The organism is Shewanella sp., from assembly GCF_013214165.1.
Taxonomy (GTDB): Bacteria; Pseudomonadota; Gammaproteobacteria; order Enterobacterales; family Shewanellaceae; genus Shewanella.
Genome location: NZ_JABSSM010000010.1, coordinates 1 through 15,084 on the forward strand (window position 1 = coordinate 1; position 15,084 = coordinate 15,084).

16 protein-coding genes are annotated in these 15,084 nt (G+C 47.2%); 8 read left to right on the forward strand and 8 right to left on the reverse strand.

Going from position 1 to position 15,084, the window contains the following annotated elements; all coding sequences use genetic code 11:
* Positions 1-251 precede the first annotated feature (251 nt).
* A complete protein-coding gene (locus HRU42_RS04345; RefSeq protein ID WP_295029119.1) occupies positions 252-806 on the forward strand; it encodes a gamma carbonic anhydrase family protein in 555 nt (184 codons plus the stop codon).
* 57 nt (positions 807-863) lie between these two features.
* Here the strand turns inward: HRU42_RS04345 and HRU42_RS04350 are convergent, their stop codons facing one another.
* The 5 genes from HRU42_RS04350 to HRU42_RS04370 form a co-directional block, all read right to left on the reverse strand.
* A complete protein-coding gene (locus HRU42_RS04350) occupies positions 864-1,127 on the reverse strand; it encodes a DUF1488 domain-containing protein (RefSeq protein ID WP_295029120.1) in 264 nt (87 codons plus the stop codon).
* A complete protein-coding gene (gene aroE / locus HRU42_RS04355) occupies positions 1,124-1,948 on the reverse strand; it encodes a shikimate dehydrogenase (RefSeq protein WP_295029121.1) in 825 nt (274 codons plus the stop codon). The genes HRU42_RS04350 and aroE overlap by 4 nt, the downstream gene beginning before the upstream one ends.
* 132 nt (positions 1,949-2,080) lie before the next feature.
* A complete protein-coding gene (hemF, locus tag HRU42_RS04360) occupies positions 2,081-3,001 on the reverse strand; it encodes an oxygen-dependent coproporphyrinogen oxidase (RefSeq protein ID WP_295029122.1) in 921 nt (306 codons plus the stop codon).
* Positions 3,002-3,063: 62 nt separating this feature from the next.
* Positions 3,064-3,621 (reverse strand): L-threonylcarbamoyladenylate synthase, encoded by a 558-nt coding sequence (locus tag HRU42_RS04365; protein ID WP_295029123.1) that lies wholly within the window; start codon positions 3,619-3,621, stop codon positions 3,064-3,066.
* Positions 3,622-3,780: 159 nt separating this feature from the next.
* Entirely contained in the window at positions 3,781-4,344 is a 564-nt protein-coding gene (locus HRU42_RS04370; RefSeq protein ID WP_295029124.1) for a topoisomerase DNA-binding C4 zinc finger domain-containing protein, read from the reverse strand.
* A gap of 135 nt (positions 4,345-4,479) precedes the next feature.
* Between HRU42_RS04370 and HRU42_RS04375 the strand changes: the two genes are divergently transcribed.
* The gene (locus HRU42_RS04375) at positions 4,480-5,061 is read left to right on the forward strand and encodes a hypothetical protein (RefSeq protein WP_295029125.1); all 582 of its coding nucleotides are present in this window, start codon (positions 4,480-4,482) and stop codon (positions 5,059-5,061) included.
* A complete protein-coding gene (locus HRU42_RS04380; protein ID WP_295029126.1) occupies positions 5,045-5,272 on the forward strand; it encodes a hypothetical protein in 228 nt (75 codons plus the stop codon). Before HRU42_RS04375 ends, HRU42_RS04380 begins: the two co-directional genes overlap by 17 nt.
* A gap of 66 nt (positions 5,273-5,338) precedes the next feature.
* On the opposite strand, the gene HRU42_RS04385 is transcribed toward HRU42_RS04380, so the two are convergent.
* From HRU42_RS04385 to HRU42_RS04395, 3 genes are all read right to left on the reverse strand, one after another.
* Positions 5,339-5,812: a DUF494 family protein gene (locus HRU42_RS04385; protein ID WP_295029127.1), complete on the reverse strand. Its 474-nt coding sequence runs from the start codon at positions 5,810-5,812 to the stop codon at positions 5,339-5,341.
* Positions 5,813-5,814: 2 nt separating this feature from the next.
* Entirely contained in the window at positions 5,815-6,834 is a 1,020-nt protein-coding gene (gene dprA, locus HRU42_RS04390; RefSeq protein WP_295029128.1) for a DNA-processing protein DprA, read from the reverse strand.
* Positions 6,835-7,051: 217 nt separating this feature from the next.
* Positions 7,052-8,152 carry a LysM peptidoglycan-binding domain-containing protein gene (locus HRU42_RS04395; RefSeq protein ID WP_295029129.1) on the reverse strand — a complete coding sequence of 367 codons (1,101 nt, stop codon included), beginning with the start codon at positions 8,150-8,152 and terminating at the stop codon, positions 7,052-7,054.
* 181 nt (positions 8,153-8,333) lie between these two features.
* On the opposite strand from HRU42_RS04395, the gene def reads away from it, so the two are divergent.
* The 5 genes from def (at position 8,334) to HRU42_RS04420 (ending at position 14,054) form a co-directional block, all read left to right on the forward strand.
* Entirely contained in the window at positions 8,334-8,846 is a 513-nt protein-coding gene (gene def / locus HRU42_RS04400; protein ID WP_295029130.1) for a peptide deformylase, read from the forward strand.
* 7 nt (positions 8,847-8,853) lie between these two features.
* Positions 8,854-9,813 carry a methionyl-tRNA formyltransferase gene (fmt, locus tag HRU42_RS04405; RefSeq protein WP_295029131.1) on the forward strand — a complete coding sequence of 320 codons (960 nt, stop codon included), beginning with the start codon at positions 8,854-8,856 and terminating at the stop codon, positions 9,811-9,813.
* Positions 9,813-11,090 (forward strand): 16S rRNA (cytosine(967)-C(5))-methyltransferase RsmB, encoded by a 1,278-nt coding sequence (gene rsmB / locus HRU42_RS04410; RefSeq protein WP_295029132.1) that lies wholly within the window; start codon positions 9,813-9,815, stop codon positions 11,088-11,090. The genes fmt and rsmB overlap by 1 nt, the downstream gene beginning before the upstream one ends.
* Positions 11,091-11,099: 9 nt before the next feature.
* Positions 11,100-12,509, forward strand: a complete 1,410-nt coding sequence (trkA, locus tag HRU42_RS04415) for a Trk system potassium transporter TrkA (protein WP_295029133.1) — start codon at positions 11,100-11,102, stop codon at positions 12,507-12,509.
* A gap of 102 nt (positions 12,510-12,611) precedes the next feature.
* Positions 12,612-14,054, forward strand: coding sequence for a TrkH family potassium uptake protein (locus tag HRU42_RS04420; RefSeq protein ID WP_295029134.1), 1,443 nt, complete (start codon positions 12,612-12,614; stop codon positions 14,052-14,054).
* Positions 14,055-15,084 lie beyond the last annotated feature (1,030 nt).

The following is a 15,084-nucleotide window of genomic DNA, read 5'->3' on the forward strand; positions in this document are numbered from 1 at the left end:
TAATTTCAATCGTTTAAAACGATGAAAAAACAAGCTTACTTGTTGCCCTGACTGCGTTTCAGCTTGGTTTAACAAGACTGGGTTGCCGTGTCAGTGGATGCGCATTATAGGGATGTCAGCCCAGAGCGCAAGGGCTAATATTGAGTTAATTCCCTTTTCTTATCCGTTTGAATGTTATTTAGCCTGACCTCCTACTTTTTAAGCATTATAATGCCTGTATTACGCTTCAAACCTATATTTAAGGAGTTTCAGTGCCTGTTTCATTAAGAGCCTACAAAGGGGTAAGCCCTCAATTCGATGATTCTGTATACCTAGATGATGCCTGTGTACTAGTCGGCGACATATTTTTAGATACTGATGCTAGTATTTGGCCTTTAGTAGCCGCGCGCGGTGATGTGAATCACATGAGAATAGGCAAGAGGACTAATGTACAAGACGGGGCAATTCTTCATGTCACGCGCAAGTCTCCCGCCAATCCTGACGGCCACCCTCTATTAATAGGCGATGACGTCACCATAGGACATAAGGCTATGCTCCATGGTTGCAGCGTTGGCAATCGTATCTTAGTCGGTATGGGAGCCATCATTCTGGACGGTGCCATATTAGAAGATGATGTGATCTTAGGCGCGGGTTCATTAGTTCCTCCTGGCAAGGTACTAAAGAGTGGCCACTTATATGTAGGTAGCCCGGCAAAACAAGTCCGAGCCCTGACCGAAGCAGAACTGCAATTTCTACCACAGTCAGCCGATAATTATGTTCGACTCAAGAATGAGTATCTAGATGAAGAGATAGTCACTCCAGTCTAGTTAAAGGCAACATGCCCCTCAGTGAGCTAGGCCAAGCCTTTAGCAATAACAAGGCAATTAGCGCCAACTCACTGCTCCATCCTCATCGAACATCTCCTGTTCGATGAGCTCTTCTATATAGTCTTCGATATCGAAACGGCATGCTTCGAAGGCAGCGAGCACTTCGGCTTCCCCCGTCAACTCCTCACCATGCAGCTTAGTTAATCTTGATAGACTTATTCGACATTGTATATTAACTCCCTGAACCTGAGCCGGAAAAATAACCTGCTGCTTAGTGTCATCCCAATCTTGTAAGTCCGGAAATAAAACACTCTGATTCATTCTGCATCCAACTTTATTCTTAATGCAGCTAAAGCTGTTGTCACCTTGGGCCTAACACCACGCCATAATTCAAAACTCTTAGCAGCTTGCCCTACTAGCATACCTAAGCCATCGACCACAGCACTCGCTCCCAAGGATGAGGCCCAAGAATTAAACGAAGTCATCTGCTTGCTGTACATCATGTCGTAGCACCTTGTGTCTGCATCTATGACTGACTCGGGGATCTGTGGAACATCACCGGATAAGCTTGAAGAAGTAGAATTGATGATGATATCGAATGAAGCTGTCAGCTCATTAGTCGCTATAGCCCTGATGTTTCCATATTCAGCAAACAGTTCCGCTAGCACTTGCGCTTTCTGATGAGTTCTGTTGTGGATACAGAGCTCGGCAATCTCGGTATTTAACAGCGGCAAAATGCAGCCCCTTGCCGCTCCACCGGCCCCCAAGAGCAGCACTCGTTTTCCGACTAAGCTACCAAAGTTACCTTGCAGATCGGCTACCAGACCTAGACCATCGGTATTGTCACCACGAATATCGCCGTTCTCTAATAAGGTTAAGGTATTAACCGCTCCCGCCAACTGAGCCAATTCACTCAACTCATCGCATAATTTAAATGCCTGCTCTTTAAAGGGGACGGTAACATTGGCTCCCTTGCCCTTATTGAGCCAAAACGCCGACAGGCTTTTTTCGAAACCATCGATAGGGGCCAGCAAGGCCTCATACACTAATGCTTGCTCCGTCTCTTCGGCAAATAAACCATGTATAAATGGAGATTTACTGTGGGCTATCGGGTTGCCAAAAACGGCATATCTGTCTGTCATCGTTTATCTCCAGAGTCGAATCCAATCTGATTAAACCATTGGCAAGCAATTTATCAGCTATCAATGTATTAGCCGATAATATGCGTAACCAACAAGCTAAATATGGCTCACTGGTTACACCTAGTTAACTATCTACTTATTCAAACCCAGCCAGTCTCTCGGCTTAAGGAAGTCGGTATAAAGCAAGGCTTCGGGCGATCCAGCTGCTGGTGTGTACATATACTCCCAACGGACCAAGGGGGGCATTGACATCAAGATTGACTCGGTCCTGCCACCAGTTTGCAGTCCGAACAAGGTGCCTCTGTCATACACGAGATTAAATTCGACATAGCGGCCACGACGGTAAAGTTGGAAGTCGCGTTCCTTCTCACCATATTCAGTATCTTTACGGCGCTTAACGATTGGGGCATAGGCGGTTAAGAAGCCAGTACCGACCGCTTGCATGAATTCGAAGCTAGTATCGAAACCTTCTTGGTTAAGATCATCGAAAAAGAGCCCACCGACACCGCGAGTCTCATCTCTATGGGGCAAATAGAAGTATTCATCACACCACTGCTTATATTTAGGGTAAACCTCATCACCGAATGGATCACAGAACGACTTTGAATGTTGGTGCCACTCAATGACATCTTCCTCGAATGGGTAATATGGAGTCAGATCGAATCCCCCGCCAAACCACCAAACCGGATCGGCTCCCTGTTTAGATGCGATGAAGAAACGCACGTTCGCATGAGTCGTCGGAATATAGGGGTTATTAGGATGAATGACCAGTGACACCCCCATAGCCTCGAAACTACGGCCTGCAAGTTCCGGGCGATGGGCCGTTGCCGATGCTGGCATTGAAGCGCCTGTCACATGGGAAAAATTAACACCCGCTTGCTCGAATACGGCACCCTTGGTTAGTACCCGGCTCGTGCCTCCGCCACCTTCTTCTCGCTCCCAGGAGTCAGCCTTAAACTTTCCCTTGCCATCGAGCTGTTCCAGACCTTCACAGATTTGCTGCTGCAGGCCGAGTAAAAATAATTTTACTGCACTGATGTCAGGTACTGACATATGGATTCCTTTTCTTTTATATTTATAAGCTGGCACTTATGTAGCGCCTTTTATTTAAGTGTTTAGCGTAAGACCTTGCCGCTGATGGCGTCGATTATCGTCGAAGGGCTTGTATCCAAGCCTAATTCTCCAGTGGCTACGCCTGCTATCACACCTTCAAATTGTGCGGTCACTTCATCCAAACTCATTGCTGGTTGTTGACCGGTAATATTTGCACTGGTAGACACCAGAGGTTTCCCCAAATTGTTGCAGATAGCATGTATTCCAGGATGGGCGGAAACCCTAACCGCCAATGAATTAAAGCTGCCACAGAGTAGCTTAGAAATATCGGATCTTATAGGCATAATAAAGGTGAAAGGGCCGGGCCATTTAGAAAACACTGACTCAAGCTGTTTTCTCGTCAACTGAGTGTCATCGAGATAGGGGGCGAGCTGAGAATAATCGCTGGCGACTAAGATCAATCCCTTCTGCCAAGGACGCTGTTTCAATCCGAGTAACTTCTCTATCGCTACATCATTATCAGGATCACAGCCTAAGCCATACACAGCCTCGGTTGGATAGGCGATCACTCCTCCATTTTCAATCACCTCAGAAATTTCTGATGGGTCTAAGTGCAACATGTATCGTTACCTTCAATCAAATTCAATAATTTAGCCATAAAAGAACTCACCGCCCCATCACTCGATCGGGTGGATTATACAGAGATTGTGGAGACGAATATATGAATAGGCATTAAAGCCGATAAAATCCATCATAGTTTCAAAGCGATAAGAAATTACTTAGATTGCTCTCTTATACTTGCAAGTCTTCTTCGGGCACTCCACACGTGATCCTGCGGCCCCTTTCCTCTCTACCAAGATACCGAAACCACACTCGGGACACGCTTCGGCTACGGGTCGATAGTTCACTAAAAACTTACACTTAGGGTAGCCACTGCAGGCATAAAAACTTTTACCAAAGCGACTGGTTCTATGCTCAATTTTCCCCGTTTTACAACTTGGGCAAGCTATCTGATCTTCTGGCTCTTCCTTATCATGCTTTTCAATATGCTTACAATCAGGGTAATTTGTACAGCCGATAAAAATGCCAAATCGTCCAGACTTTACCGCCAGCTCATGACCACACTCGGGGCACTCTGAGCCAGGGATGACTTGAGTATCAATAGACTCATGTTGCACTAACGGCCTGGTGTAATCACATACAGGATAACTATTACAGCCAATGAAACCGCCATGTTTACTATGCCGAACCGATAGCTCACTGCCGCACTTAGGGCAGAGCTCATACTCTTTCTCTAAGGCATGTTCATGGGAACTAAACAATTGATCATCAATTTTAGACATGGAATTCTCGGTAAAATCGGCTATCAGCCATTTTACCAAGCAAAGCCAATACAGGGAAATGTCTTAGAAGATTAAATAGCACTAGGTTTATATAAACAATGTAAGTATATTGTATGCAAAAATGGAATGAGTCTTATGTTGCGCAAGTCAGTTTTGGCTCTTGCGATAGCTCAGCCTACTCTTGTAGGGCTAACGGCCTGCAGTACCTCAGCTCAAATCATCACCGACACGAGACTGTTACAAAAAATTACTCAAGCCTCAGACGAAAGTCTATTCGATGCCAGTAGCCCATTGCTTACTCAAGGTGCCTTCGAGCAAGCTGCAGCCAGATTATATACCACAGCCAGTTTATCTGAAGCCAATAGCTTACTCTACTATTTAAGAGCTTTTAGCTACTTCGGCCCAGTAGATGAATTAGATGACTATAGCTTTGCCTTGCTAACATCTGGATTAAGCAATTTAGCCTCTACTGAGGTTTTCGTTGCATCAGCCAGACTGCAAGAGCAGTTTGCCGTCACGCTATATCGCTACTACGCCAACAACGAGCAAGCGAGTGCACTAGCAAGATTGAGCCCCCTTCTCGATAATCAATTCATCCAACTCGCTAAGAGTGCCAGTGATGCAGAACATGATTACGCCCTATGGGAGACGCTTAGAGCTTACGGCTTGCTGCTCAATGTCGCGAGGAAGGATAGTGATGGTGAGTCAATATCTTAAGACAGACTACTTCGAGGGTTATGATGAATTACTTGCAAAACTGACTCGGCATCAAGACGAATTCAGCCGCTGGCTAGCGGATCGAGCCGAGCAGTATGATGATAGCGAAGATCACGCTAAGCCTAGACTGCACAAACAGAACCGCTACAGCTATCGTGATTACTTAGCCCCGGCACACCTGATAAAGGATGATGCTCACAGGCATTATTAATCAAAAAAGGAGGCTAGGCCTCCTTTTTTATCACATGAAATAAACAGATAATTAGTGCTGATATAACTAGGAATGCAATCGACCGTCAGGCTGCTCGAAGATAAGATCTTCCATTTTTTCATAAGCTGACTCATTACCTGGCGCATTAAATAACACCATAAGCACGACCCACTTAAGATCTTCCAATATTAACATCGGCTCATCGAGTTCCATGACACGGTCTATGACCATCTCACGGGTTATAACGCTTAGCACTTTTATCTGCTCTAAAAATAACAGAAAACCTCTACACTCGACATCTAGCTTATCCATCTCATTCTGAGTATAAATTCTGAATGAATGTTGAGCATGATCACACAGGTAAGGCGTATCCCCTTCCTGTAACTCGGCTAAATGTTCAAGCCAAGAGATGGCTTTAACTATATCGGACTGATGAAAACCAGCACGGGTGAGCTCTTGGGTAAGCTCATCTTCATCCACTAAAAACTCTACTTCACTGTGAACATAGTTTTCAAATAGATACATGAGGATATCAAACATGGCTAGCTCCTCTTTAGTCTTATATAACCACCGGGTACTACAGCGACCCAACCTTGTAATTCAAGTTCAAGCATTTGCTCTAATACTAAATCTATGGCCTTTCCACTATGCTCAACCACATCATCTATTGTTGTGGTCTCATATCCTACACTAGCTAACAGTGAGGCAAATGGCAAATTAATGGCCTTAACCCCCTCTATATGGTGACGCCTTCTCAGTTCTTCAAGGTGAAAATCCGATAAAGCGCTAACTTCTTCGATTATATCGGCCGCATTCTCTACCAGCTTTGCCCCATCTTTGAGAAGGTCATGGCAACCTTGACTCTGACCAGCCAGAATATTACCAGGAACCGCGAACACCTCACGGCCTTGCTCCAATGCCTGTTTGGCGGTAATGAGTGAACCGCTTTTTCTACAGGCTTCTACCACTAGGGTACCTAAAGATAGACCGCTGATTATCCTATTACGTTTCGGAAAATTACCGGCGAAAGGTTTAGTACCAGGCCAAAACTCACTGACTATGGCTCCATGGTGCTGAATTTTTTCATAGATTGCCCTGTGTCTGCGAGGATAGATAACATCGGTTCCCGTCCCCAAAACTGCCAAAGTTCTGCCATCATTATCGATACATGCTTGATGAGCCGAGCCATCGATGCCTACAGCCATACCACTCACAACAGCAAAACCTAAACCTGTGATCTCAGCAGCCAACCGATAGGCTATCTGCAGTCCTGTTTGTGATGCGGCCCTGCTACCAACAATCGCAATACTTGGAAACTTCAACGCATGCAGCTCTCCTTTGACGAATATGATCGTTGGCGGATCGATTATCTGCTTGAGCAGATAAGGGTAGTCGGGATCGTCTAAGGTCAATATATAATGATTATCCGCAGCTTGTTGCCACGACAAGGCAGACTCGACACGAGAAAAGTCGGGAGTGAGTGAACGCTTGAGTAAACTCTCAGGTAGCGGCAGAGCATCGGGTTCATGCTCTAACACCTGTCTGAGTTCCTCTACATCCATGTAGTTGAGCAGTTGTTGGGTCCGGGCGGGTCCTAGGCCGGATACAGCACTAACAACCAGCCAGTCGACCAGTTTATCGGTAATTTTTTCACCTCACTCGCTATATTGCATAATAAGAATAGAACTCGATAGCAACGATATAAATGAAACTTATCTGTGTTCCCTCAACTGCCAATCAGTTTATTTGTCCAGTTCTAATGCTTCATTCGCTGACTCTTTACTCACCGATAAGGAGCGCATCTGGGGTTACTAGCTTATCTTCTACTCTAACTGGCTTCTCGTTAACCATGATGAGTCCCATGCTGGTCTTGTCGAACACCTTGAACACCATCAAGTTGCCTCGATAGATATCCGGCATCTTGATAGCGTTAGCGGCAGACACACTCGACAACAGAGTCTCGTATGCACTTCGCTCTGTCGGTATTACGGGCTGACCATCACCATTAATCACGATATCTAAGCCATCTCTATAGATAGAGAAGACATGACCGGACTCGACACCATCCTCGCTGCCTTTATCTATATAAACAACATCGAGTTTCCCCATCTCACGCAGATGTTTCTCAGAGGCTAGCACAGATGCTGGAGATGAAAGCTCGGCAGCTCTAGGCATAAAATAAGCGGACATTAATGAATCGTCTTCGATTGGCATCACTCGGTTACCCGCGACTGTCTCACGAAAATTACTCAGTAATTTAATTTTAGAGACAGAACCGGACTCGATGACACGACCACTGGCGGTTAATATCGCCTCGACGCCAAGATCGTCTCCGTCCTTGCTGACAAAATCACGACCTTGCTTATAGACACCAAATTTATCACCTAAGGTAAGTTCGGCTTGAATATAAATCACATCGCCAACGATATGATGTCTGGATTCACTCTCACCGCCTAACACCATAGGCAGAGTTCCGAACCAGTCACTGTCTACTACCCGGTTCTGAACTAGATATGGTCTGATTAACGCAAGATCGATGGCTGGGATTGCTCCATCTTTAGCCATTATTCTGCCTTGAGGAGACTTACGAATATGCGGTTTAACGACCAATTTAGGTTCACCGTCGATAAAGACTAGAGTCAGCCTGTCACCAGGATAGATGAGATGGGGATTAGCGATTTGAGGGTTGGTCCCCCAAAGATTAGGCCAGCGCCAAGGATTTTTTAGGAAATATGCAGAGATATCCCAAAGGGTATCTCCCTTCTCCACCACATAGGAGTCCGGGTGCCCTGATTTCAATGTCAGGGTATCGGCGAACACAAAAGAGCAATTTAATAAAATTAAACCGAGTAAAATTAATCGTTTCATCGGGGTTCCCACACTTTTTGTTCTCTATATAACACGCTCTCCCTTGCAGGAAGCACTCGAAAGATAAAACTAGTTTGGTGATATAGAGAGCTTTTGCTGTTATTGATTGCCACTAAGGATTAAAATTGACCCATTAGCTAAAGTCAGTATAACCAACTGATAATGATTTGACAGACTTGTTAAGAGTTTAAGTATGAGTTTACTAAAAGTTTTACGTTTTCCCGATGAAAGATTACGCACGTTTGCCAAGCCTGTTACAGAGTTTAACACTGGCCTGCAAACTCAAATCGATAATATGTTTGAAACCATGTACGAAGAGAAGGGGATTGGCCTAGCCGCAACCCAGGTCGATTACCATAGGCAATTGATTATCATGGATCTTCAAGATGAAGTAGAGAGACCAAAGGTCTTCATTAATATGGAAATTGTAGCCAGCAGTGGCCACTTTTCCAACGAAGAAGGCTGTCTGTCTGTACCTGGGATCTATGCCGACATTGAGCGTGCCGAGCATGTCACCATCAAGGCTCTGGATCGAGATGGTAATGAGTTCACTCTCGATGCCGATGGCTTATTCGCCATCTGTCTACAGCACGAACTAGACCACCTCAAAGGCAAGTTATTTGTCGATTACCTGTCGCCCCTAAAGCGTCAGCGCATCAAGCAAAAGCTGGAAAAAGCCGCACGACTAGAAGCAAAACAGGGATAGCCTAATCTTGAAACCATTAAATATCGTTTTTGCCGGTACTCCGGACTTCGCCGCTCGCCACCTGCAAGCCCTGATAGACTCTGAACATAATGTTATTGGTGTCTATTCTCAGCCAGATCGCCCCGCAGGAAGAGGCAAAAAATTACAGGCTAGTCCGGTAAAAGTCTTAGCGCTAGAGCATAACATTCCTGTTTACCAACCCAAGTCCTTACGTGATGAAGCGGCCCAGCAGGAATTAAGCGGCTTAAATGCCGACCTTATGGTGGTCGTCGCCTATGGTTTAATCTTGCCACAAGTGGTGTTGGATACCCCAAGACTAGGCTGTATCAATGTCCACGGTTCAATCCTTCCCCGCTGGCGCGGCGCTGCGCCGATACAAAGAGCACTCTGGGCCGGTGATAAAGAGACAGGTATCACCATAATGCAGATGGACCTAGGTCTGGATACCGGTGATATGCTTCTCAAGACTAAGCTGACTATCGAAGATGATGACACCTCAGGGAGCCTCTATGACAAGTTGGCACTACAAGGACCAGATGCACTTATTCAAGCATTAACCGGTCTGGCGAAGGGTGAACTCGAGGCCGAGAAGCAAGATGAAACTCTGGCGAACTACGCCCACAAGCTGAGTAAAGAAGAAGCCGAGCTCGATTGGAATAAATCGGCACTGCAGCTTTGGCGCGAAATACGCGCCTTTAATCCTTGGCCTATCAGCCACTTCAGTCACAACGATGCCAGTATCAAGGTCAGACAGGCTAAGGTGAGTGGATCTATTAGCGATGCACCGGCAGGCACCATCATCTCAGCCGACAAGAGCGGCATAGAGATAGCGACAGGTGAAGGGGTGCTGAGTCTGCAGAACATGCAGTTACCGGGTAAGAAGCCACTGAGTGTCGGCGACATACTAAATTCTCGCGGTGATTGGTTTACTCCAGGCACACGCTTAAAAAACAAAGAGGCTAGCTAATGAACTTGCGCGCACTGGCGGCAAAAGTCGCATTTCAGGTGCTTGAGAAAGGCATCTCGTTATCCGTCGCCCTTCCCGATCAACAGAAACACCTAGAGAGTGGCAAAGATAAGGCCCTACTTGCAGAGCTTAGCTACGGCGTGATGCGCCACCTGCCCCAGCTGGATAAGTTGGTCAGCGACTGCATGAGCAAACCATTAAAAGGCAAGCAGCGAATCGTTCACCAACTGCTGCTTATAGGTTGCTATCAACTCTATTTTACCCGAATTCCCAGCCATGCTGCGATTTCAGAAACTGCTGAAGCCTGCAGACAGCTTAAGTTTGAAGGCTTGGTGAAAGTGGTTAATGGGGTGCTGCGTAACATTCAGCGTCAAGAGAAGCCTCTGCCGACTGATAACGACACCTTAGCCTTCAACACCCCTGCCTGGATTGTTAAGCGCCTTAAAGCCGCTTACCCAGAAAACTGGCAAGAGGTTATCGAGCAGAGTCATCAGCGTCCACCGATGTGGCTGCGCAATAATAAACAGTCACAGACTCGGGATGAGTATCTTGCCGCCTTAGCGGAAATAGAGATCTCGGCTTCTGCAGGCAAGAGCAGCGATGCTATCTTACTCGAGAGCCCTCGCGACGTAGCTCAACTGCCAGGTTTTGAACAAGGCGCCGCCTCGGTTCAGGATGGTGCGGCTCAGTGGGCCGCCACGTTACTGGCCCCTAAAGATGGTGATCTGGTACTCGATGCTTGTGCAGCGCCGGGTGGCAAGACTTGCCATCTATTAGAGCTGGCGAAGATTGAACTGGTCGCGGTCGATTTCGATGAGAAACGTCTCGAGCGGGTGCAACAAAACCTGGACCGCCTATCACTCAAGGCCAAGCTAGTTCATGGCGATGCTGCCGATATCGATTCTTGGTGGCAAGGTGACAAGTTCGATCGCATCTTACTCGACGCCCCTTGTTCGGCAACTGGCGTGATACGTCGTCACCCGGATATCAAATGGCTAAGAAAACAGACCGATATTGATGAGTTAGCCTCACTGCAGAGTAAAATTTTAGATCATTGCTGGCAGTGGCTTAAGCCAGGTGGCACACTCCTGTATGCAACCTGCTCGATTCTCCCACAAGAGAATGAACAGCAGATCCGCTCCTTCTTAGCCAGAACCGACGACGCCCAGCTAGTTCCTATCGATGAGCAGCCAAATCCCGACGATATCGGCTGGCAGATCACCCCAGGCACAGAGAATATGGACGGATTCTATTACGCTCGCCTAATGAAGGGATAAAGCAAGGCCATGAAGATTATCATTTTGGGTGCCGGTCAGGTCGGAGGCACACTGGCTGAGAATTTAGTCGGTGAGAATAATGACATCACCATAGTCGATTACGACAAGGCGCGCTTGCGTTCATTGCAAGATAAATACGATCTGCGCGTCGTACACGGTAATGGTGCTCACCCGGATGTACTCAAGGAGGCGGGCGCCGAAGATGCCGATATGCTGATCGCCGTGACCAACAGCGATGAGTGTAATATGGCGGCCTGTCAGATCGCTTATACCCTGTTCGGAACACCGACTAAGATAGCGCGGATCCGTTCGGAGCAATACCTAGCCATTAAAGACAAGTTGTTTTTCAACAGTGAGACCAAGCAGGGTGATAATCGCACCCGAGGTGGTTTCATTATCGATGAGCTTATCGCCCCAGAACAGTTAGTAACCTCCTACATTCGCCGCCTGGTGGAATACCCCGGCGCCTTACAGGTATTAGAATTTGCCGAGGGGCGTCTCAGCCTAGTCGCGGTAAAAGCCTATTATGGTGGTCCCTTGGTGGGCAACGCCCTCGCGACCTTGCGCGAACATATGCCTAATATCGACACCCGGGTCGCGGCCATCTTCAGGCAAGGTCGCCCCATCATGCCGCGCGGTACCACGATCATCGAAGCCGATGACGAAGTCTTCTTTCTGGCCGATAGTCGCCATATCCGCGCAGTCATGAGTGAGATGCAAAAGCTCGATAACTCCTACCGTAATATCATGATTGCTGGTGGTGGTAATATCGGCATGGGGCTCGCCAAACAACTGCAGCGCAATCACTCAGTCAAGCTTATTGAGCATAGACAAGAGCGGGCCGAGGAACTTTCCGAACGACTGGATAACACCACTGTTTTTCATGGTGATGCTTCAGATCAAGAGCTCCTGCTCGAAGAACATATCGATCAGACCGATGTGTTTATCGCCGTCACCAATGACGATGAGGCCAACATCATGGCCGCACTACTCGCTAAGCGCATGGGGGCCAAAAAGGTCATGGTACTGATCCAGCGCGAGGCTTACGTGGATATCGTGCAGGAAGCCAATATCGATATTGCCATTTCTCCTCAGCAAGCCACCATATCAGCACTCCTGACCCATATACGTCAGGGCGATATCTGTAACGTCTACTCCCTGCGTCGTGGGGCCGCCGAGGCCATTGAAGCCATAGCTCACGGTGATTCTAAGACCTCTAAAGTTGTAGGTAAGAAGATAGGCGATATCAAGCTACCACCGGGTACCACTATCGGTGCCATAGTGCGAGACGAAGAGGTGTTGATGGCTCATGACAAGACAGTGATAGAGCAAGGCGACCATGTCGTCCTCTTCTTGGTAAACAAGAAGTTTATCGGTGAAGTTGAGAAACTCTTCCAGCCGAGCGCATTCTTCTTTTAATCTTTCCCATACAACACGTTTGAATAGCGGCCTGGCTGTACACTCGGTTTTACTGAAAATTGCACAGACCGGCCGCTCGTTGGTTTTTCAAAGGATTGAGTCATGCTGAACTTTCGGCCGCTGCTGTTTATTTTGGGCATATTTTTGTCGACCCTGTCGGTATTTATGTTTATCCCCTTGCTCTTCGCGCTCTTCTATAGTGAAGAAACCGTTGGGGCCTTCATGATCTCATCTCTGATCACGGCCACGCTGGCTACCGCTTGCATGCACCAAGGGAAAAGTAAGCAACTCAGCCTAAATATTCGCGACATGTTCCTACTGACAACCCTGACTTGGTTGATAGTCAGTATTTTCGCAGCCATGCCGTTCACCCTCTACCATGGCATCAACTATACCGACGCCTTCTTCGAGACTATGTCGGGGATCACCACCACAGGTTCGACAGTATTGTCAGGCTTGGACACTATGGATCACAGCATATTGATCTGGCGGTCCCTATTACAATGGCTTGGTGGCATTGGCTTTATTGTGATGGCCGTGGCGGTACTACCTTTTCTCAATGTCGGTGGTATGCGGCTGTTTAGAACCGAATCCTCCGACTGGAGTGACAAGGCGATTCCCCGTACCCAAGACATGGCCAAGAACCTGTTCTTGATCTATATCTTACTCACGGTATTCTGTGTATTCGCCTACCATATGGCAGGCATGGGCTGGTTTGCGGCGATCAACCATGCCATGACAACCCTCTCTACAGGCGGCTACTCCACTTCCGATAGTTCGATGGCTGCTTTCTCCGATAATGCTCATTGGGTCGGCATCGTCTTTATGGCCGCCGGCGGCTTGCCGATGCTGATGTTCGTCAACTGTATTCAGCAGAGATCTTTACTGGTATGGAACGACGCCCAGGTGAAAGGCTTCCTGCTATTCATCTTTACTGTGTCATCTTGCCTGGCGTTCTGGCTCTGGAACAGTCGCGAGATCCCCCCGATAGATGCCATGCGTCTAGCCAGCTTCAACGTAGTCTCAGTGGTCACCACTACCGGTTATGGACTAACTGATTACACCGCCTGGGGCGCACTTGCCAATGTGACCTTCCTGTTCTTGATGTTCGCCGGGAGCTGCTCAGGATCGACCTCGGGTGGCATCAAGATATTCCGCTTTCAGATAGCCATCGCCATCATGCGAGAACAGCTCAAGCAACAGTTCCACCCTAACGGAGTCTTCAAGGAACGTTATAATAACCGCCCCATAGGTGAAGATATCGTCCGCTCCCTGGTGACCTTTATCTTGCTATTCATGTTCGTGATAGTCACACTTTCGGTCATATTAGTCATGACGGGACTCGATCCCACCACCAGTTTTACCGGCGCCATCACGGCGGTGACTAATGTAGGGCCGGGGCTGGGCCATATTATCGGTCCAGCGGGTAATTTCTCTAGCTTGCCCGACGTGGCTAAGTGGGCACTGGCAATCGGTATGTTGTTAGGACGCTTGGAAATACTGACGGTGGCAGTCTTGTTCCACCCCGGCTTTTGGAAATACTAGTTCGAAGTATTTGGTTCGAGTTCGAATTGGATTCATTGGGCAGGTTTTGGGGTTTGGTTGGTTTACTGATTACCATGACTTAGCTGTTATCTAACGCCTCCCCGGCGAGGGATGTGCACTCTTTATTTTGAGAAGGTTCTGTGACACGCTGTCCTCTCCATTAAAGGAAAGGGTCCCTATACGCTCTGCGGTTTCAAACAACGTCCATGTTTAACGGCCAGTTCGGCAAAATATGTCCATATACAAATGCCAGTTCAGCCAATTATGTCCCTATAAAAAGGCCAGTTCAGCATCCATGCTTCTCGTTCATAGGCTCATGGCTTTACCATATTCACCATGCTTCTCGTTCATGAGCTTATGGCTTGCCATATTCACCCTATCTCTCGCTCGGATAGTTTCACGCTGTGAAACCTCGCCTTGCTGTCGAAGGTCACAGCCGCGTTTGCACCTGTTCTTGTTTCGAGAAAGTTTCTTCTTCGATTTCAGTTCTACTGGTTTGTAACTCGTTTCTGGACAAAAGCTTGTTTACTTGTCGGATAACAAGTTTCTGAAATATCTGTTGTGGGTTCATTGAGCTGTTTTTTTTGTTTGATTAGCTTTATGAATGCCATAGCTTCATTCTAATCTATAGCCTGCGGCTCGCTAAATGTGCAAACACTTCTATGACACGCTGTAAATACATCCATGTAAGCTCTACGAAAACATCCCTGTTTTCGAAGGTCACAGCCGCGTTCACACCTGAGTATTTATTTCTTCGATTTGAATTATATTGGCTAGGCACACGTTTCTGGACAAAATCTTGTTAGTGTATTGAATTTAAGCAAGCTAACTATGATTAGAAAAAGCATCTTAAATTATCAGAAACCCCTCTAATTAGTTCCGACCCCTTTATCTTGCATCCCAGCCTCTCTTTCGGAGAGTATCACTTCGTGATACCTCACCCTGAAACCGAAGGTCACAGCCGCGTTTGCACCTGTTCTTGTTTCGAGAAAGTTTCTTCTTCGATTTCAGTTCTACTGGTTTGTAACTC